Source organism: Bacillus sp. Leaf49 (assembly GCF_001426125.1).
GTDB classification, from domain to species: domain Bacteria; phylum Bacillota; class Bacilli; order Bacillales; family Bacillaceae; genus Bacillus; species Bacillus altitudinis.
Genome location: NZ_LMRK01000012.1, coordinates 378,779 through 398,837, shown reverse-complemented (window position 1 = coordinate 398,837; position 20,059 = coordinate 378,779). Strand labels below are relative to the sequence as shown.

21 protein-coding genes are annotated in these 20,059 nt (G+C 41.6%); 3 read left to right on the top strand and 18 right to left on the bottom strand.

Going from position 1 to position 20,059, the window contains the following annotated elements; all coding sequences use genetic code 11:
- Positions 1-12: 12 nt before the first annotated feature.
- The 4 genes from spoIIR to prfA form a co-directional block, all read right to left on the bottom strand.
- Positions 13-663, bottom strand: coding sequence for a stage II sporulation protein R (gene spoIIR, locus ASG46_RS08790; RefSeq protein ID WP_056704214.1), 651 nt, complete (start codon positions 661-663; stop codon positions 13-15).
- 163 nt (positions 664-826) lie between these two features.
- Positions 827-1,306 (bottom strand): hypothetical protein, encoded by a 480-nt coding sequence (locus ASG46_RS08785; RefSeq protein WP_019743247.1) that lies wholly within the window; start codon positions 1,304-1,306, stop codon positions 827-829.
- Positions 1,307-1,443: 137 nt separating this feature from the next.
- A complete protein-coding gene (prmC, locus tag ASG46_RS08780) occupies positions 1,444-2,331 on the bottom strand; it encodes a peptide chain release factor N(5)-glutamine methyltransferase (RefSeq protein WP_056704213.1) in 888 nt (295 codons plus the stop codon).
- Positions 2,321-3,388, bottom strand: a complete 1,068-nt coding sequence (gene prfA / locus ASG46_RS08775; RefSeq protein ID WP_008343422.1) for a peptide chain release factor 1 — start codon at positions 3,386-3,388, stop codon at positions 2,321-2,323. The genes prmC and prfA overlap by 11 nt, the downstream gene beginning before the upstream one ends.
- Positions 3,389-3,598: 210 nt before the next feature.
- Between prfA and racA the strand changes: the two genes are divergently transcribed.
- The gene (racA, locus tag ASG46_RS08770) at positions 3,599-4,150 is read left to right on the top strand and encodes a chromosome-anchoring protein RacA (RefSeq protein WP_056704212.1); all 552 of its coding nucleotides are present in this window, start codon (positions 3,599-3,601) and stop codon (positions 4,148-4,150) included.
- A 34-nt stretch (positions 4,151-4,184) separates the two neighbouring features.
- Here the strand turns inward: racA and ASG46_RS08765 are convergent, their stop codons facing one another.
- From ASG46_RS08765 to ASG46_RS08720, 10 genes are all read right to left on the bottom strand, one after another.
- Positions 4,185-5,141: an AEC family transporter gene (locus tag ASG46_RS08765; RefSeq protein ID WP_007497662.1), complete on the bottom strand. Its 957-nt coding sequence runs from the start codon at positions 5,139-5,141 to the stop codon at positions 4,185-4,187.
- A 91-nt stretch (positions 5,142-5,232) separates the two neighbouring features.
- Complete coding sequence (gene malS / locus ASG46_RS08760) at positions 5,233-6,933, bottom strand: oxaloacetate-decarboxylating malate dehydrogenase (protein ID WP_024718762.1); 1,701 nt, start codon at positions 6,931-6,933, stop codon at positions 5,233-5,235.
- Positions 6,934-7,212: 279 nt separating this feature from the next.
- A complete protein-coding gene (locus tag ASG46_RS08755) occupies positions 7,213-7,815 on the bottom strand; it encodes a thymidine kinase (protein WP_007497666.1) in 603 nt (200 codons plus the stop codon).
- Between the two features lie 87 nt (positions 7,816-7,902).
- The gene (gene rpmE, locus ASG46_RS08750) at positions 7,903-8,103 is read right to left on the bottom strand and encodes a 50S ribosomal protein L31 (protein WP_003215407.1); all 201 of its coding nucleotides are present in this window, start codon (positions 8,101-8,103) and stop codon (positions 7,903-7,905) included.
- A gap of 130 nt (positions 8,104-8,233) precedes the next feature.
- Positions 8,234-9,517 (bottom strand): transcription termination factor Rho, encoded by a 1,284-nt coding sequence (gene rho / locus ASG46_RS08745; protein WP_007497667.1) that lies wholly within the window; start codon positions 9,515-9,517, stop codon positions 8,234-8,236.
- A gap of 364 nt (positions 9,518-9,881) precedes the next feature.
- A complete protein-coding gene (gene glpX, locus ASG46_RS08740) occupies positions 9,882-10,847 on the bottom strand; it encodes a class II fructose-bisphosphatase (protein ID WP_024718763.1) in 966 nt (321 codons plus the stop codon).
- Positions 10,848-10,879: 32 nt separating this feature from the next.
- Positions 10,880-12,169, bottom strand: coding sequence for a UDP-N-acetylglucosamine 1-carboxyvinyltransferase (locus ASG46_RS08735; RefSeq protein WP_007497673.1), 1,290 nt, complete (start codon positions 12,167-12,169; stop codon positions 10,880-10,882).
- Positions 12,170-12,415: 246 nt separating this feature from the next.
- On the bottom strand, positions 12,416-13,054 hold the full coding sequence (gene fsa, locus ASG46_RS08730; protein ID WP_003215343.1) for a fructose-6-phosphate aldolase: 639 nt from the start codon (positions 13,052-13,054) through the stop codon (positions 12,416-12,418).
- Between the two features lie 111 nt (positions 13,055-13,165).
- A complete protein-coding gene (locus ASG46_RS08725) occupies positions 13,166-14,023 on the bottom strand; it encodes a class II fructose-bisphosphate aldolase (protein WP_007497678.1) in 858 nt (285 codons plus the stop codon).
- Between the two features lie 178 nt (positions 14,024-14,201).
- Entirely contained in the window at positions 14,202-14,576 is a 375-nt protein-coding gene (locus ASG46_RS08720; protein WP_003214681.1) for a response regulator, read from the bottom strand.
- Between the two features lie 180 nt (positions 14,577-14,756).
- Here ASG46_RS08720 and ASG46_RS08715 point away from each other — a divergent pair, with 180 nt between their 5' ends.
- Positions 14,757-15,287: a DUF2529 domain-containing protein gene (locus ASG46_RS08715; protein WP_008343445.1), complete on the top strand. Its 531-nt coding sequence runs from the start codon at positions 14,757-14,759 to the stop codon at positions 15,285-15,287.
- Between the two features lie 41 nt (positions 15,288-15,328).
- Here the strand turns inward: ASG46_RS08715 and pyrG are convergent, their stop codons facing one another.
- Together pyrG and rpoE are read right to left on the bottom strand one after the other, a co-directional pair.
- Positions 15,329-16,936, bottom strand: coding sequence for a glutamine hydrolyzing CTP synthase (gene pyrG, locus ASG46_RS08710; protein ID WP_056704211.1), 1,608 nt, complete (start codon positions 16,934-16,936; stop codon positions 15,329-15,331).
- Between the two features lie 238 nt (positions 16,937-17,174).
- On the bottom strand, positions 17,175-17,711 hold the full coding sequence (rpoE, locus tag ASG46_RS08705) for a DNA-directed RNA polymerase subunit delta (protein WP_017360054.1): 537 nt from the start codon (positions 17,709-17,711) through the stop codon (positions 17,175-17,177).
- Between the two features lie 377 nt (positions 17,712-18,088).
- On the opposite strand from rpoE, the gene ASG46_RS08700 reads away from it, so the two are divergent.
- Entirely contained in the window at positions 18,089-18,562 is a 474-nt protein-coding gene (locus ASG46_RS08700) for a DUF2798 domain-containing protein (RefSeq protein WP_370539276.1), read from the top strand.
- A 13-nt stretch (positions 18,563-18,575) separates the two neighbouring features.
- Here the strand turns inward: ASG46_RS08700 and ASG46_RS08695 are convergent, their stop codons facing one another.
- Together ASG46_RS08695 and ASG46_RS08690 are read right to left on the bottom strand one after the other, a co-directional pair.
- Complete coding sequence (locus tag ASG46_RS08695; RefSeq protein WP_034647437.1) at positions 18,576-18,773, bottom strand: hypothetical protein; 198 nt, start codon at positions 18,771-18,773, stop codon at positions 18,576-18,578.
- Between the two features lie 131 nt (positions 18,774-18,904).
- Positions 18,905-20,047, bottom strand: a complete 1,143-nt coding sequence (locus ASG46_RS08690) for an acyl-CoA dehydrogenase (protein ID WP_046526729.1) — start codon at positions 20,045-20,047, stop codon at positions 18,905-18,907.
- Between the last annotated feature and the right edge of the window lie 12 nt (positions 20,048-20,059).

Below are 20,059 nucleotides of genomic sequence, written 5' to 3'. Positions count from 1 at the left end.
TTTAGACCTTTTTTAAGAGAAAAGACTAGAGACCCATTCGAACAGAAAGAATTTCACTTCACCCGTCTCTTCTTCTTTTACCACTTCATTGACAGATTCATTTGATGGCTCTGCGGCTACCTGCTCTTTATCATCTCCTTCTGGTGAGGCGATCGCTTCTCCGTTTGAAAAATCGATAAAGCAGAGAGGTGGGAATAACACACACCACCAATTGGCTCCGTCTCCTTCCCCTAACGTAATCAAAATGGCTTCATATTTCCCAGCAGGATAAACAAAGTTGCCATATAGCTTTGTTGGAAATGAGGCTTTTTGAAAGCTGACCGATACGGATTGATCAATGTGTTGTTCCTTTAATTTTGCTTTGGCAATACGATTGATGTCTGGAAGCTTTGAACGAATCACACGTCTAGCTTCTTCAATGGATGTGAGGTCTTTCACCCACTCCGTTATATTGGCATTGACCTCATCTCGAATACTTCGTTTCACATCTTGATCTGCCGACCGGTCACTGTTGGCTAAAATGCGTAAACGAATGGCTTCATCTGGAATCACAACAGGCTGATTGGCAGAAGCAGCCGCCGTCTCCTCTTTTCCAAGGTTTACAAAAGCACCACATAATAATAGAAACATATAAAGACAAATCATCATTTTACTTTTGAACATAATGTGTTCCCCCCACTTTTTCTCTTCGCTACAAACATTGTGTCCAGGAAACGCATCTCATAAACAGCAAAAATGATTTTTTTAATAGATTATGAGTAAAAAACAACTACATGAGGTGAGCGAATCAATGTTTTTTCTGCATGCAAAAAAGCCATTCAACAACTTATGAACGGCTTTTTAGTGAGGATTGGTAATCGGACGGGTACAGTCTCCCATCCCAATCTCGGCTGATTTTTAATCCCGAATCTGTTTTGATAACTGTCATTGCACCTTTTTTCTCAATTTCCTTTTTGACCTTTCCTTTATGGTCAATAAATTGAATGATCATTTCATAGTCAAATTCAATCCTGTCATCGCTTTCATCTGAAGGTGTAAACGTAATTTTTTTCAGTTTAATTTGACAATCTTGATCTTTTGCTGCTTCTAATACACTTGGAAACATGCTGTCTTCTGTATATTCTTGATATTCATGCTCGGTTAAATAATCCTTCAACTTCTCCTTCATGTCAGATAGGTCATCCGTCCGATTCACTGTGTATTGTGCTTTTTTATAGTTTTCTCCAAATGCTGCTGCTTCTTTTTTAAAGCTTGGTTTACCGCAAGCACTCACAATCAATAGTACACTGACGATGACCAACACCATCGCATACCTTCTGTTCACACCATTCGCTCCTTCAAAACAAATTTATGTAAAAAATCATGATCAGAATGTTCATTCTTCTATATATACGTTTCCCTTTTACCATAAGTTTCATCTTTACATAATAAAATAGTCCGACTTTATTCAGCCGGACTTCCGTTTTGAATGTGTGCGCAAACCGCTCGATCCTTTCCGTTGATATCCTTGATGATATGAACATCAGCTGAAGGGAACGCCTGCAAAAGAAGCGCTTTTACATCTTGTGCTTGTGTATGTCCTATTTCAAAGACAACCACTGCTTGCTGATGAAGTACCTTGTGGAGATCACAGGCGATACGCTCATAAAACCACAGGCCATCACGCCCATCTGTCAGCGCATTGACAGGTTCATGCTTTGTGACAACCTCTGATAAACCATCCATTTCTTCTGCCGCAATATAAGGCGGATTGGAAATAAACACATCGACTTTGATGCCTTGAGCCATAATCGGTTCAAGTAAATCCCCTTGGACAAAATGAACGTCTGCACCAAGCGCTTCTTGATTTCGCTTTGCTACTTCAAGTGCTTCATGTGAAATATCCGTCGCTGTCACAGTGAGAGATTCTTTTTCAAGAGCTAACGTAATCGCAATTGCACCGCTACCTGTTCCAACATCAACAGCTTTGAGCGGCTGATCATCAGGAAACACACGATTCATCATGTTTAATGCCGCCAGCACCACTTCCTCCGTTTCAGGACGAGGAATCAGAACGTGTTTGTTTACCTCAAAAGGACGCCCATAAAAAAATTCAACACCCGTTAAATGCTGCACAGGCACTCCACACTTGTGCTGTGCGACGAACTTGCTGAATTGTGAATCTTGCTCCTCTGGCAGTGGATCATGAAAACGGGCAAGAAGTTCACTTCTGCTCCATCCAAGCACATGCATCAACATTAACTCTGCTGCGTTTTGGTCTCTGCCCGCTTCCGTTAACAAAGAAGAAGCCCATTTAAGGGCTTCAAAGATCGTTCGCTCTTTATTTTGCATTTTGAAGTTTTCTTGCTTGGTCTTCCATAATTAATGCATCAATGACCTCGTCAAGTTTTCCTTCTAAAATTTGATCAAGCTTTTGAATCGTCAATCCGATACGGTGGTCCGTCACGCGGTTTTGCGGGAAATTGTACGTACGGATACGCTCTGAACGATCCCCTGTTCCAACAGCAGATTTACGGGTTTGATCATATTCAGCTTGTGCTTCACGCTGGAATTTATCATAAATTCTCGCACGCAAAACTTTCATCGCTTTTTCTTTGTTTTTGATTTGTGATTTCTCATCCTGACAGGAAACCACTACACCTGTTGGAAGGTGAGTCAAACGAACAGCAGACATTGTGGTGTTAACACTTTGTCCCCCTGGTCCGCTTGATGCGAATGTATCCACACGAATATCTTTTTCGTGGATATCAATTTCAACTTCCTCAGCTTCTGGTAATACAGCAACTGTCGCTGTTGATGTATGAATACGGCCGCCTGACTCAGTTTCAGGAACACGCTGCACGCGGTGTGCACCGTTTTCAAACTTTAGTTTAGAATATGCACCTTTACCGCTAATCATAAAGATGATCTCCTTATAACCGCCAGTTCCAGTGACACTCGCTTCCATGACTTCCGTTTTCCAGCCTTGCATTTCAGCATAACGGCTGTACATACGGTACAGGTTTCCTGCAAACAGCGCAGCCTCTTCTCCGCCCGCTGCACCACGAACCTCCACAATAACGTTCTTATCGTCATTCGGATCTTTCGGGATGAGCAAGATTTTCAGCTCGTCTTCTAAACGTTCTGTTTCCTCTGTGAGCTCTGAAATTTCTTCTTTGACCATGTCGCGCATATCGGCATCGAGCTTATCTTCCAGCATGGCTTTCGCATCACTTAGCTGATCATATGCCGCACGATATTGTCTATATACCTCAACAGTTTCTTGAATATCAGATTGTTCCTTCGAATATTCACGAAGCTTCTTAGGGTCGTTCACCACTTCAGGGTCACTTAAATATTCATTTAGCTTTTCATAGCGTTCTTCAATTGATTTTAAACGGTCTAACATGGTCTTCACCTCTGTTTTGTGCGTAACAGTCTAATTATAGTATAGCGGGGTATGACAGTCAAAAAAATTTCCAAAACAATTGATTTTCTGCAATTTTTCACTAGAAAACACGATCTTTGGCGATTGGTTACTTGTTTTGTCTAACGTGAAGGAACGGATGCTCACGAAAGAGAATGGTACTTGTAATTGAAAAAAGGGAGGGCATTTGGTTTGAATACAAATGAGGTTGCAAAGGAAATTGGTGTATCTTCAAAAACCATTCAGCGCTGGGTTAAACAGCTCAACATCCCTGTCGCCCGGAATGAACTTGGACATTACGAATTTCATGATGACATTGTCCAGCTGCTCAAAGAGGTCCAACACCAAATGAACGAAGGTGTGATTCTCCATGACATTAGACTGCCGATCCATGAAGAAACCGCCCAGCAATTATCACCTACTGTAGAAACTTCTGACTCATCAAAACGGATAGAAGCCTTAGAAGAACAAGTGAAACAGCTCCTTCAAGAGCAATCACATGTCAGTCATATTGAAGCCCGTTTCCAAGAAATAGAACGGAAACTCGCTAAGAAAGCAGATGAAGGCGTTTCCTACCAGCTCCTCCAGCACAGAAGAGAAATTGAAGAATTAACTGCAAAATTAGAACGCCTCACAGCCACATTGACAAAACCAAAACCATCAAAAGAAGAAGAAAAGGAAAAGGCACACCCCGACATGAAAAAAAAGCGTGTGCTCTTCCCTCTGTTTCATTCATTTCGCTAAGAAAGGCTGCCTATAAGGCAGCCTTTCTACTATATTATACGGTAAGTGCAATAATGATCGGTAATGTAATGAGTGACATGATCGCACTGATCACAAATGCCGATGCTGTTTCTGCTTCCTGTTTCTCAAATCGAGTGGCGATCATGGCCGCAACAGCTGAACCTGGGAAGGCAACAAGCAATACAGCTTTTGTAATTTCATCCGCCGAAAGACCCATAAGAATGGCGATAAAATACATAAGTAACGGTTGTACAGCTACTTTGAGCAATGCGATACTGAAAGCTGGTAAGCTCAGTTTAATTTTGCGGATACCGACTGTGACACCGACTGCAAAGAGCGCAACCCCTGATGTCACACTTCCAATTTCCTCTAGCATTTCATGTCCGATTTCAGGAAGTTTAAATCCTAAAAGAACAAGAATGATACTTGCTAACGGTGCAAGCGCAAGCGGCTCTGATAAACCGTGCAAAATCGCTTTCGTCGTCATTTTTAGGAAACTTTCGCCGTCTTTGGCTTTTCCTTTTGTTTTTTCACCGACAGTTGACACAATAATAGCAATTGGATCAAGCAATGCATTTACAACTATTCCGGTAATAGCAATCGGAATTGCAACTTCTTGAGCCCCAAATAAACTGCCCAAGACCGGAATCCCCATAAATGCAAAGGTCGGTTGTGCTGAGTTTAATGAGAAAACAGATGAATCTGTTAAATCATATTTAAAAGCAAATTTCGTAACTAAAAGGATAATGATATAAAAGCCTACGATTCCGAGAATCAATGCAACGAAAAATGGAATTTGACTATAGAATTTATCTTTTGGTGTTGACAGAATGCTGGCGATAAAGTGCGCTGGCAAAGCATACTTTGTAACAAGTGTACTTACACCTTTTGCAGATTTAGCGTCATAGCTGCCGAAGTTCCCTGCGAACCAACCCAGCGCGATAACGAAAAAAATCGGTGCTAGGAGGATCAAAATATTTAAAAAGTCCATCTTACTATTCCTCCTTGAATCCTTTACATGTTTCTTATTTTATAGCGGCATTGCTTACATTACCCGAAACAATGCCGCATTACACATTTTATTATGCTCTTACAATTTTTTTATATTCAGGAATCCACATAGCATCTTTCACAGCTTGTTCGATGTTGTCAGGTGTTCTTCTTGCGACACCATCTTTAATTGCTGCTTTTGCTACTTCAACAGCTACCTTGATTGATACTTCTTGCAATTTATCAATGCTTGGAAGCAGTCCAGCGCCTGGTTTTTCATGATCAACCATTTCAGCGATCGCATTTGCAGAAGCAACGAACATGCCTTTTGTGATAATTTTTGATTCCGTTACGATTGAACCAAGACCAAGTCCAGGGAAAACGAACGCATTGTTTGATTGTCCGATTTCATGTTCAATTCCGTTATACTCGACATTTTCGAATGGGCTTCCAGTTGCAACAAGCGCACGACCGTCTGTCCATTTGAATAGATCTTCCGGTACTGCTTCAGCAAGTGGAGTTGGGTTAGACATCGGCATGATCACTGGACGCTCTGTATGAGCTGCGATTTCTTTAATAATTTCTTCAGTGAATGCGCCGCCTTGACCTGATGTACCAATAAGAATGGTTGGCTTCACCTTGCGAACAGCTTCAGCAAATGAGATTTGTCCTTTTTCATCACGAGCCCAGCCTTCTACTTCATCAGAAGAACGAAGGTATGGTTTTTGGAAATCAAGCACTTCATCTTCAAACTGATCTGTTAGCAATCCTCTGTAGTCTAACGTCCAGAATGCATTGTTTGCTTCTTCTTCACTTAGACCTTCAAGAACCATTGTGTCACGCATTTGATCGGCGATTCCGATTCCAGCTGATCCAGCTCCGAAAATCATCACACGGTGATCTTTCAATTGAGTACCAGTTTTCTTGACAGCTGCAAGAACACCCGCTAAAGTAATGGCACCAGTACCTTGGATATCATCATTAAATGTTAAGATGTTGTCGTTGTATTTTTTCATGATGTTACGCGCATTTTTGTTTCCAAGGTCTTCCCAGTGAAGCAATGCTTTCGGGAAGAATTTAAGTGCTGCTTTGACATACGCATCAATGAACTCTTCGTATTTTTCACCTTGTACACGTTTGTGGTGGTTCCCGATGTACAATGGATCATTTAATAGTTTTTCATTGTTAGTTCCAACATCTAATACAACTGGAATCACGCGGCTTGGATCAATCCCTGCTGCAGCCGTGTAAACAGCTAATTTACCAATTGCGATGTTGATACCACCAACACCCCAGTCACCAATTCCAAGAATACTCTCAGAGTCAGTTGCTACGATGAGGTCGATGTCGCCTGCTGTTGCATGTAAGTTTTCAAATGCTTTCTCAATACCGTCAATGTTGTCGATTGAAAGGTAGACACCATGAGGTCTTCTGTATTCATGGCTGTATTCTTGAATCGCTTCACCAACAGTTGGTGTGTAAACAACAGGAAGCATTTCACGAAGCTTGTCCGTTAGAAGCTTATAGAATAATACTTCGTTACGGTTTTGCAAATCACTTAAGTATACGTTTTGACGAAGACGATCTGGCTGAGCTAGAAATTGCTTGTATGCTCTCTCTGCTTGCTGTTCTAAAGTCAGAACAGTTGGAGGAAGTAATCCTTCTAGTCCAAGCTCTTGTCTTTCTTCTTCAGAGAAAGCAACGCCTTTGTTCAACGTTGGAATCGATAATACATCTTTACCTGTCAAAGTGGTTTCGAGGTACCCTTCTTTTGTTTTCTTCACGTTGTTCATCAAAAACTACCCTCTTTCTAAAATATAAATAAAGTGAACTATTAATACAAAGAACGATCAAGGAGAAAAATCCTTAATCAAAAAAATTATGACAAGAAATCGAACTTTTCGTTTAAATGCTTTACACTACAGTTAGTCATTTTATGCCTGCTTATACCAAAACGCAAGCGTTGAAAATTAGATAATTTTTTCGTAGCGTTATTTAATTTATTTAAGTACAAATGATGGGTGTTCAGCCAAAAACTCGAAAAACGAAACACAGCGGCATTTGCTATTTTTTTAATTGTCAAGTGTTGTACCAACATCTAGTTTTGGTACTTCATGGTGATGTCTGCATCGTGCTTCGTATGATTCCTGCGCACCTACTAAAATAATGGGATCATCATAGGATGCGGGTTTACCGTCGATCAAGCGTTGTGTTCTACTCGCTGGGGAGCCGCATACCGAACAAACTGCTTGAAGTTTTGTTACAAGCTCTGCACATGCCATTAAATGCGGAACAACACCAAATGGCTCTCCTCTGAAGTCTTGATCAAGGCCTGCAACAATGACTCGGTAGCCTTTATCAGCCAACTGAGTGACAATATCAATGATTGTCTCATCAAAAAATTGCACCTCATCAATGCCAATGACATCGGTTCGTTCTGATATGTGCGTTATTATGTCTTTTGGTGAGGTTACTGCAATCCCATCGACGGATGAACCGTTATGTGACACAACTGAGCTTGTGCTATACCGGTTATCAATCGCTGGTTTGAATATTTTTACTTCTTGTTTGGCAAAGGTGGCTCTTTTGGCTCTCCGAATCAATTCTTCCGACTTTCCAGAAAACATACTTCCGCAGATGACTTCAAGCCAACCGCTTTGTTTCATCACATACATAAGGTCTTCTCCCCCGTTTTAAAGTTCCATCAATCCACGTAAAAAAACAGGCAAGAACGGATTCCTGCCTGTTTATTGTATCTATTATTACTTAAGACCGTATTTTTTGTTAAAGCGGTCAACACGTCCATCAGCAGAAGCGAATTTTTGACGGCCTGTATAGAAAGGATGGCACTCAGAGCAAATCTCGATGCGTACCTCTTCTTTTACTGATCCAGTTTCAAACTCATTTCCACAAGCGCATTTGACTGTAGCTTTTTTGTAGTTAGGATGAATTCCTGTTTTCATCTACTGTCATCTCCTTCCGCCCTGAATCCAATTCGGAAACAGAGTTAATATCTCAGAATAAATTCTGAAACGCACATGATAAAATTATAACAGTGTGAGTCTATGATTGCAAATGTATTTTTTCAGGAAGCTATCTTCTTGATGCAGACATATTTGCTTGTTTCCACTCTTGCGTTAAAATATCGAAAAATTCTTGGTTTGTCTTTGTTTTTCTCATTTTGCGCATGAATTTCTCAGCGAAATCAGGTGTATCTGACATTGATTTTCTCATCGCCCATAGACGATCAAGATGTTCTTTAGGCACAAGCAGTTCTTCTTTTCTTGTACCGGAACGACGAATGTCGATGGCTGGGAAAATTCTTCTTTCTGCAAGAGAACGATCTAAATGGAGCTCCATGTTTCCTGTTCCTTTAAACTCTTCATAAATCACATCATCCATACGTGATCCCGTATCAACAAGTGCAGTAGCTAAAATGGTCAAGCTCCCACCTTCTTCGATGTTACGCGCAGCACCAAAGAAGCGTTTTGGACGGTGGAAAGCCGCTGGATCAATACCGCCGGAAAGCGTTCGGCCGCTTGGCGGGATGACAAGGTTGTATGCACGAGCAAGCCTTGTGATGCTGTCCATTAAGATGATGACATCTTTTTTATGTTCAACTAGACGCATCGCACGCTCTAATACAAGCTCTGCTACTTTAATGTGGTTTTCCGGTACTTCGTCAAAGGTTGAGCTAACGACATCCCCTGCAACAGAACGTTCGATATCAGTTACTTCCTCTGGACGTTCGTCAATAAGAAGAACAATCAGTTCTGCCTCTGGATGATTTTCAGAGATGCTGTTGGCAATTTCTTTGAGCAAAATGGTTTTCCCAGCCTTAGGCGGTGCAACAATTAAACCACGTTGCCCAAACCCAACTGGCGCCATCATATCCATAATTCTAGTAGACAGGTGATTAGGCTGTGTTTCAAGAATCATTTGACGATCAGGGAATAGCGGCGTGAGTGCAGGAAAGTGAACACGTTCCTTAGCTGATTCTGGGTCGTCCCCATTTACCGCTTCGACATGAAGGAGGCCATAGTAGCGTTCATTCTCTTTTGGAGGTCGTACCTTTCCAGACACCTTATCACCATTTCTTAAATCAAAGCGTCTGATTTGTGAAGCTGAAATATAAATGTCTTCAGAACTTGGGGAGTAGTTAATTGGTCTTAAGAAACCAAATCCCTCTGACTGAATAATTTCTAGAACCCCTTCCATAAATAAGAGATCCTCTTGCTCAGCATTCGCCTTTAAGATGGCAAAAATTAATTCTTTTTTTGTTAGTTTGCTGTAATAAGAGATTTTGTACTTTTTTGCTAACTCATACAGCTCTTTTAATTTCATATTTTCCAAAGATGAAATCGAAACATCTTTCAATATGGACACCACACTTTTCTAGTCAATGTATTTCATTACAAATGCATGACCATTGTATTTGATTAGCTTTTAATTCCGTTTTTGTTGGAATGACCTCGCTCTCATGGTAACGCTCCCACTCGTTTTATCGTAAAGATAGGAACAATGTGAAATTGAGCTTTGTCAACATAGAGAAGGATAATGAGTATATCGTCATGATGCGGCAGTATTTAAACTTGTTGAAGCTTAAAAGAAGTAAATTCGCAGAAAATTTCGCAGCACTCTTTAGTTTTACCTCATTTGCAGGGAATATTCAACTTTAAAAAGAAAATGATATATATTTGACACCTATATGAAAAGCGGGTAAAGAATACCCGCTTTCAGATTACGGACGAATGACAAGATTCGGTTTTTTCTTTAAACTGTGTCTGCCATCGACGAACCGAACAGTACCTGATTTCGCACGCATGACAACACTATGTGTTGTTCCAACAGAGCCTTTAAATTGAACACCTTTTAATAACTCGCCATCTGTTACACCTGTCGCTGCAAAAATGGCGTCATCGCCTTTCACGAGGTCTTCCATTCTGAGGACTTTTCCAACATCCAGTCCCATTTTCTCACAGCGTCTCAGCTCTTCTTCATTTTGTGGAAGAAGCTTACCGTGGATTTCTCCACCAAGTGCTTTTAACGCAACAGCAGAAAGGACACCTTCAGGCGCTCCACCTGAACCAAATAGAATATCAACACCTGTGTGATCAAATGCTGTATTAATGGCTCCTGCAACGTCACCATCATCGATCAGCTTGATTCTTGCTCCAGCTTCTCTCAGCTCAGCAATGATCTTTTCATGTCGCTCTCTGTTTAAAATTGTCGCAACAACATCTTCAATATCTTTGTTTTTCGCTTTTGCAACAGCACGAAGATTGTCAATGACAGGCGCTTCAATGTCGATGCAGCCTACCGCTTCTGGACCTACTGCGATCTTATCCATGTACATATCAGGTGCATTCAGCAAGTTGCCATGATCTGCAACAGCGATAACAGCTAAAGCATTCCAGCCGCCGCTTGCCACAATATTTGTTCCTTCCAATGGATCAACAGCGACATCCACGCGAGGTCCATATCCGTTTCCAAGCTTTTCCCCAATATAAAGCATTGGCGCTTCGTCCATTTCTCCCTCGCCGATGACTACAGTTCCCTTCATCGGAATCGTATCAAATACATCACGCATGGCACTTGTTGCAGCATCATCCGCTTCGTCTTTTAAACCTCTACCCATCCAACGAGCAGATTTTAATGCAGCTGCTTCTGTCACCCGTACTAGTTCCATCGATAAACTTCTTTCCATTTTTGTCCAAATCTCCTCTCACAGTCAAAGCCTTATGAATTTTGAAGTTCTTCTATTTCTTGGTCATTCAGCTTTTCACGCCAGATGGTTGCACCCAAGCCTTCAAGCTTCTCCTCAAGCATACTATATCCTCTGTCTATATGTTCAAGCCCTGTGATTTCGGTCACACCGTCTGCCATTAACCCTGCAACAACGAGACAAGCACCTGCTCGCAGATCACTTGCTTTGACCTTTGCACCTTGAAGCTGCGTTTGACCTGTAATAATGGCAGATCTTCCTTCCACCTTCATATTAGCACCCATTCGACGCAATTCGTCAATGTGTTTAAAGCGGGCAGAGTAAATGGTATCTGTCACGACACTCGTGCCTTTCGCTTTTGTTAACAAAGCCGTCATCGGCTGTTGAAGATCGGTCGGAAAGCCCGGATACACAAGGGTTTTGATATCGACAGGCTTGAGTCCTTCATTTCTGCCAACGATCAGCATTTGATCGTTGCTTGTTTCAATTGTGAATCCCATCTCTCTAAGTTTCGCCGTAATTGATTCTAAATGAGTTGGGATCACATTATCAAGCACAACTTCATCCCCCATCGCTGCACCTGCAATTAAAAATGTACCTGCTTCTATGCGGTCAGGGATGATGGAATGCCTGCAGCCGTGAAGAGATTCCACACCTTCGATCCGAATCACATCCGTCCCCGCACCTTTGATTTTAGCTCCCATGCTTGCAAGCAGTGTCGCTACATCAATAATTTCGGGTTCTTTTGCGGCATTTTCAATCACTGTTTTCCCTTCAGCCAGCACGGCTGCCAGCATGATGTTGATGGTCGCACCTACACTGACAACATCAAGATAAATACGGGCTCCGACTAATTTTTCAGCGCGCAAATAAATCGCACCCTGTTCGTTTGTCACCTCGGCTCCAAGTGCTTCAAAGCCTTTGATATGCTGATCGATCGGTCTAGGTCCTAAGTGACATCCCCCTGGCAATCCAATGACAGCCTGCTTGAATCTACCGAGCATAGCGCCCATTAAATAGTAGGATGCTCGTAGTTTCTTCACTTTCCCATTAGGAAGCGGCATACTGATCATGGAGGCAGGATTGACAACCATCTCACCTTTTTCAAACGTGACCTTTCCGCCAATCTCTTCTAACAGATCTCGTAATGTGTCAATATCTGAAATATGCGGAAGGCCTTCAATGGTTACTGGAGAATCAGCGAGAATCGTGGCAGGAATCAGTGCCACAGCACTATTTTTCGCACCACTAATATGTACGGTCCCGCGCAAGGGGTCACCGCCGGCAATGTTTAACTTTTCCATATTTGTCTCCCTTCTTAAAGAAGATCACTGTTGGAGTTATACTGTTTGTGGATGTCGCGCTTTAAAAGGTCTTGTCCAAAATTTAGCCAATATCAAGAGAAAGAATACAGGTTAAACGAAATTTGTCGGAAGAAAAATAATCGAAGCTTTGCGAGGCTGTGATGTTCTCTTCTTTGCACAAAACATTTCTTAGCGTATTTAAGGAAAACTGCGGCAAACGGACGCGTATCCGTCTGCCACAATCACTTATTTATTCCAGTCTGCTAAAAATTGCTCAATGCCTGCATCCGTTAATGGGTGTTTTGTCAGCTGCTTGATGACTTTCAGCGGCATTGTGCCGATATGAGCACCTCTAAGCGCAGCTTCTGTCACATGCTGCGGGTGACGAATGGATGCAGCAATGATTTGTGTATCTAATCCATGAACATCAAAAATGGTTTTCACTTCACTAATGAGATCAAGACCATTTTGGCCAATGTCATCTAAGCGGCCGAGGAATGGAGAGACATACGTCGCACCAGCTCTAGCTGCAAGAAGTGCCTGGTTTGCACTAAAAATCAACGTGACGTTTGTTTTAATTCCAAGGTCAGTTAACGCTTTAACCGCTTTAAGACCGTCTGTTGTCATTGGGATTTTCACTGTGATATTTGGCGCAATAGCAGCAAGCTCTTTTCCTTCTTCGATCATTTCTTCTGCTTTGAGAGAAATGACTTCCGCACTAACTGAACCTGATACCACATCAGTGATTTCACGAAGGCGGTCGTGGAACGATACGTCCTTTTCTTTCGCTACTAAACTAGGGTTTGTTGTCACGCCTGCTAAAATGCCAAGCTCGTGTGCCTCTTTGATGTCTGCGATATTCGCTGTGTCTACGAAAAATAACATAACTGTGCCACTCTCCTATCAATAAATTGTCTGAAATGTAAATTTGATTGCGCTTTCTCAAGATATGGAGAAAACCGCCTGTGACTCAGGCGGCTTTCGGTTCTCATCAAATTATGCTTGGTTAGAAGAACCAAATTCACGCATTTTGCCGATAACAGTCGCTTTAATTGCGTCACGAGCTGGTCCAAGATATTTACGTGGATCATACTCTTCTGTTTTTGCAGCAAGTGTTTCGCGAACTGCTTTCGCAGAAGCAATTTGGTTTTCAGTGTTTACATTGATTTTTGCTGTACCAAGTGAAATCGCACGCTTGATGTCAGCAGTTGGGATACCTGTTCCGCCGTGAAGAACAAGTGGAAGTCCAGTTGTTTTACCGATTTCTTCCATTTCAGCGAACCCAAGGTTTGGTTCACCTTTGTATGGACCATGAACTGAACCTAGTGCAGGCGCAAGGCAGTCAATACCAGTACGTTCTACAAGCTCTTGGCACTCTTTTGGATCAGCATAAATAACGCCCTCAGCGATGACGTCGTCTTCTTGTCCACCAACAGTTCCAAGCTCAGCTTCTACAGATACACCGTGGAAATGTGCAAGCTCAACTACTTTTGCAGTTGTCGCTACGTTCTCATCAAATGGATGGTGAGAAGCATCAATCATCACAGAAGTAAATCCTGCATGAATGGCTTTTGCACAAGATTCAAAGCTTGAACCGTGATCTAAATGAATCGCAACAGGAACTGTTACATTATATTCTTCGATTAACGCTTTTACCATTGCGACAACTGTTTTGAAGCCGCCCATGTAGCGTCCTGCTCCTTCAGATACTCCTAAGATAACTGGAGATTTCTCTTCTTCAGCAGCTTGTAAAATCGCTTGCGTGAATTCTAAGTTATTTAAGTTAAACTGTCCAACAGCGTAACCTTTTTCCTTTGCGTCTTTCAACATTTCTGTCATTGAAACTAAAGGCATGATGAAAAATCCTCCCTATGTAGCTAATTTGCTTACTAAAAAAAGCTCTCCACCCTAGCATGACCAGAATTTCTCGCCATATGTAAACTTTCAAAGTCAGATCGCTTTCTTCTTCTTATCTAGAATACCAATTATTCGACAAATCGGCAACAGAATGACTTGATTCAATCATTTCCATCTAGCCATTTGTTTCGAGCGGCAAGTATTCTTTGACTGCATCACGGATTTCATCAATATCAAATGGTTTAGCAAAATGCGTTAATGCACCGAGCTCTTTAGACTCTTGAATCATATCTAGTTCGCCATAAGCTGTCATAATGATCACGCGGATGTCTTCATCAATTAATTTCATGCGTTTTAAAATCTCAATGCCATCCATTCCGGGAATCTTCATATCAAGCAGGACGAGATTTGGTCTATGGTTTTTCACAATATCTAATGCCTGTAGTCCGTTAGCGGCTTGAAAGGTTTGATAGCCTTCTTTATGAAACACTTCATTCAGCAATATTCTAATACCGTACTGATCATCGACAATTAAAATTTTCTCATTCATCTGTTACACCCCATTGCTTTCATTTTTCGCCATAAAAAGAGCTGTTGTTAAATAATTCTGTTTGATTTTCACATTTCCTTTAATTATAATAGTTTACTTTACGACATTTTCTGAGCATTTTTCCTAATATTCTCTTTATATTCTATTATAAAATGATCTGACAGAAGGAGGAAATGAGTCTTGTTAAAAATTTTCACTACCCAATTATCAGGTATTTTTTCACGTATTGGAGATAAGCAGGCCGAAGCGATCGAAGACGGTGCACGCCTTCTTGCTCAGGCCGTTGTCAGTGGACATGCCGTGTATTTTCATGGCAAGAATGAACTGGCGGCTGTAGCCTTAGAGGCATCTGAGAGCAAGGAGCCGTTTCCGGGTGCGAAGGTTCTGCCGCTGGATCAAAAGGAGCGCAGCTTACTTCATCCAAGTGACAGGGTGCTTTTATTTTATTCAGATCCAGAAGATCAAGAGATTCAATCCCTTGTCAAAGAGCTGCACGAACAAGGTACACCTATTGTCGGGGTCGGTCCTGCACAAAAGGAGACGTCATTCATTGAAGAGCATTGTGATGTCCACATTGATTTTCAGCTCAAAAAACCACTTGTGCCTGCTGAAGATGGAACAAGGTTCGGCTATCCTGCATTGATGACCTGCTTATATGTCTACCATGCTCTATCGTTTACTGTGAAAGAAATCGTTGAGGAATATGAATAAAAAAACTGCCGAGAAGATGATATTCTCGGCAGTTTTTTGTTTTATTTTGATTCAGATACCTGTAGTGAAGCACCAACGAAATCTCTAAATAACGGCTGTGGTCTTGTCGGTCTTGAAATGAATTCTGGATGGAACTGAGAAGCAAGGAACCATGGGTGATCCTTCAGTTCAATGATTTCAACAAGGCGTCCGTCTGGGCTTGTACCAGAGAAGACAAAACCTGCTGCTTCCATTTGCTGTCTGAATTCGTTATTAAACTCATAGCGATGACGGTGGCGTTCGTACACGACTTCGTCATTGTATGCAGCAAATGCTTTTGAGTCTTCGTTTAATTTACAAGGGTATAGGCCGAGGCGAAGTGTTCCACCTAAGTCATCAACATCCTTCTGTTCTGGAAGAAGGTCGATGATTGGGAATGCTGTTTCTGGATCAATTTCAGCGGAATGTGCTCCCTCTAAACCTAGTACGTTTCTCGCATATTCGATAGATGCGACTTGCATACCTAAACAAATTCCGAAGAATGGCACTTTGTTTTCGCGCGCATATTGTGTTGCAATGATTTTCCCTTCTACTCCGCGGTCTCCGAAGCCTCCAGGAACAATAATGCCGTCTACATCTTGAGCGAAATCAGCCATATTTTCTGATGTGACTTCTTCTGCGTTGATCCATTTGATTTGAACATCCGCATCAAATGCATAGCCCGCATGACGAAGTGATTCAACGACAGAAATGTATGCATCTTGCAGCTCAACATATTTCCCTACAAGACCAATTGTGACTTGTTTTGAAAGGTTTTGCACTTTATCAACAAGCGCCGTCCACTCCGTCATGTCCGCATCTTGACAGTCAAGCTTCATGTGCTCACATACAAGCTTGTCTAATCCTTGTTTTTGTAAATCAAGCGGAATCGAATAAAGGGTATCTGCATCCTGACATTCGATGACTGCTTTCGTATCAATATCACAGAATAGCGCAATTTTGTCCTTCATGTCTTGTGCCAATGGCATTTCAGTTCTGACCACAATGACGTTTGGCTGAATACCTAGACTACGAAGTTCTTTTACACTATGCTGTGTTGGTTTTGTTTTCAGTTCGCCTGCAGCACGGATGTAAGGAACAAGGGTACAATGAATGTACATCACGTTTTCACGGCCAATGTCACTCTTCATTTGACGAATCGCTTCTAGGAATGGAAGGGATTCAATATCTCCAACTGTTCCACCGATTTCTGTAATGACAACATCTGCACCCGTTTCTTTCCCTGCACGGTACACACGGTCTTTGATTTCATTTGTAATGTGGGGAATAACCTGTACTGTTCCACCTAAGTAGTCGCCACGGCGCTCTTTCTTCAAAACAGTAGAGTAGATTTTACCTGTTGTAACGTTGCTGTACTTATTTAAGTTAATGTCAATGAAACGCTCGTAGTGACCTAAGTCAAGGTCTGTTTCAGCACCGTCGTCTGTGACAAATACCTCACCGTGCTGGTATGGACTCATTGTCCCTGGGTCTACGTTGATATATGGATCAAATTTTTGAATGGTGACATCCATCCCTCTATTTTTCAGAAGGCGGCCTAACGATGCAGCCGTGATCCCTTTTCCAAGTGAGGAAACAACTCCTCCTGTTACAAAAATATACTTTGTCATTTCGTATGCTCCTCTCTTTTTTACCCTTGCATGACTAGACATGCACAGCTTCATCCTTTTAGAGTGTATCCCTAAATCTCTTGAAAAATAAGAAAGCTCCCTTTCAAATAAATGAAAGGGAGCGTAAATGAACGTATCTTTACGTACTCTTTTTTAGAGAGCCCAAAATACATACTACATAGTTCGCTCTGGAAAGTCAAGACGGTTTTGTCCTGTTTTCAGGACCGGTTTGTGAGGGTTATTTGTCTTCCTCATCATCGTCTAAATCGTCTTCATCAATTTCCGTTAAGCCGTCATCATCTTCATCATCATCTTCGTCGAACTCTTCTATCTCTTCATCGATTTCTTCATCGTCTAGGTCAAGGTCCTCGTCGTCTTCAACAAGATCAAGATCTTCTTCAAGCTCGTCGATTTCTTCTTCCTCTTCAATATCATCGAAGTCTTCTTCAACGACAGCAGCTTTTGTTTTTTTCTTTTTCGCTTTTGTTTTCACAGCTGGCTGAACTTCTTCTTCGATTTGATCAACTGGATACCAGCTGCGAAGTCCCCATCTCTGATCACCTAACGAAATAAAGCGGCCATCTATATTTAAGTCTGTATAAAATTGAGCAAGTCGATCATCAAGATCAGATTTTTGTATCCCTTGCAAACGGACCATTTCATCTATTAACTCGGAAAACGTAATCGGCGTTTTGCTGTCTCTGAAAATTTCATAAGCAAGTTCAACTAAAGACATTTGTTTGAGCTGTTCCTGTGAGTATTCTTTCAAACTCAAGGTCAGACACTCCCTTTCTATTACATGTATGTATCCATTTATCAGTGAAATAATAAGTATTTATACCTTATTCTTACGACAAACCATACCTCTCATTATAAACAAATTAGGGGAGTTTATGCCACCTTTATTGATGTTAATTTTTGATTTTTTCACAAGAGGAGCCTCTAGCGGTCAATCATTTGTGCCGAATTGGCACAATTCATGTGTGAAGCACACGTTTTGCATGCTTTTTTGTCTTCTCTTTTGATGAATACAAAGCCATTTACTCTTCTTAAAAAAGGGGATTTATTCCTTCACAAAATGTTCACTTACGACGAATTGAAACAGAAATCTATAATAAATAGACTAATTTTGAGAGGTTGATCGAATTGCCAATGACAAAAAAAGAAGATATACAATTTGGTGTCTTGATGTGTTTTTGTATGTTTTCAGTGATGTTCTTTTATAACCTATTTCTAAATGGACGGCTTGGACATATGACATGGTTAGAAGGTGTACTCACCTATGTGATCGGTTTTGCTATCACGTTGTTGATTGAGATGTGTATTGTTGGGCCTTCAGCAAAAAAAGCAGCCAACCGTTTTGCCCCAAAAGGCAAGAAAATCTATTTTATTCTCACTCTTTCTATCTTTATCGTGTTTGGGATGGTGTGTCTCATGTCTTTATGCGGATATGTCGTTCAAAGCATCAGCACAGGATTTCAAACACAATCGATTCTATCTGATTACTTAACGATTTTCGGTCATAATGTCATGTTGGCGTTCCCTTTGCAAATGTTGATTATGGGACCGCTTGTCCGTTTTGTTTTTTTCAAATGGGTGAAATTAAAACAGACAGCAGCGGTTTAGTCGAATGGATATGTTACAGCTGGATATTCTGAATGAGTGAAAAAACCAAAGGTACGGTGAATAAAGTGCCCGCAGACACGAGTACAATGAGTTTTCTGCGGCTGTTTTCTTTTTCTTCCTTCCTTTTTGGAGACTTTGAAAGCTCTGTGGAGACCATAATCCATATGATCATCGTGACGATTCCTAAAATGCCAATAAATGTTGTGTTCATCATGATAACCTCCATTTTGGTTCTTTTCCCAATTTTACCATAGTGATCAGGTGATATGAGATCATATTGGAGAGATTTCACATTTCACACAAAAACAGACCACCTCACATCAGGTGGTCTTTGCTTCGTTTCTACATATCTAGCAGTTTCCGTGAGATGACCAGCCGCTGGATTTCTTGTGTACCTTCATAGATTTGAGTGATTTTCGCATCACGCATGTAGCGTTCGACTGGGTAATCCTTTGTATAGCCGTATCCGCCGAAGATTTGTACAGCTTCTGTCGTCACCTTCATGGCTGTATCACCGGCAAAGAGCTTGGACATAGCTGATTCTTTCCCATACGGAAGCCCTTTCGTTTCAAGCCAAGCTGCCTGATAAGTGAGCAGTCTTGAGGCCTCAATTGCCGTTGCCATATCCGCTAACTTAAAAGCAATGCCTTGCTGCTGAATGATTGGTTTACCGAATTGTTTGCGCTCCTTTGCATAATTGACTGCTGCATCCAGAGCACCTTGAGCAATACCAACAGCTTGTGCGGCAATACCGTTTCTGCCGCCGTCAAGTGTCATCATCGCTATTTTAAATCCCTCTCCTTCTTGACCAAGCCGGTTCCTTTCGGGTATACGACAGTCTTCAAAGATGATTTCTGTCGTTGGCGATGAGCGTATGCCCAGTTTGCTTTCTTTTTTGCCTATTGAAAAGCCTTGCGTCTCTTTTTCTACAATAAAAGCGGTTGTATTGCGGGATGAAGCATCCTGGTCAGTAACAGCAAACACAATATAATAATCCGCAATGCCACCATTTGTAATAAAAATCTTCGCCCCGTTCAAGACGTATTCATTTCCTGCTTTTACTGCTGTTGTTTTCATTCCGCCGGCATCTGAACCCGAGCCGCTCTCGGTCAGTGCGTATGCGCCGATCTTCTGACCCGTTGCAAGCGGCTTTAAATACGTCTCCTTTTGCTCATCTGTTCCGAATGTATAGATTGGCCATGAGGCGAGTGATGTGTGAGCAGATAGGGTGACGCCTGTTGAGGCGCACACTCGTGAGAGCTCTTCAACCGCTATGACATAGGCCAAATAATCACTACCAATCCCCCCATTTTCTTCTGGCCAAGGGATTCCCGTTAAACCAAGCTCCGCCATTTGACGAAAAATAGCGGGATCATACGATTCTGTTTCATCTCGCTCTGCTGCTGTTGGCTCCACTTCATTTTTCGCAAAATCTCTCACCATTTTTTGTATCATTTCGTGTTCGTCACTTAATTGGAACTGCATCATGAGCCACCT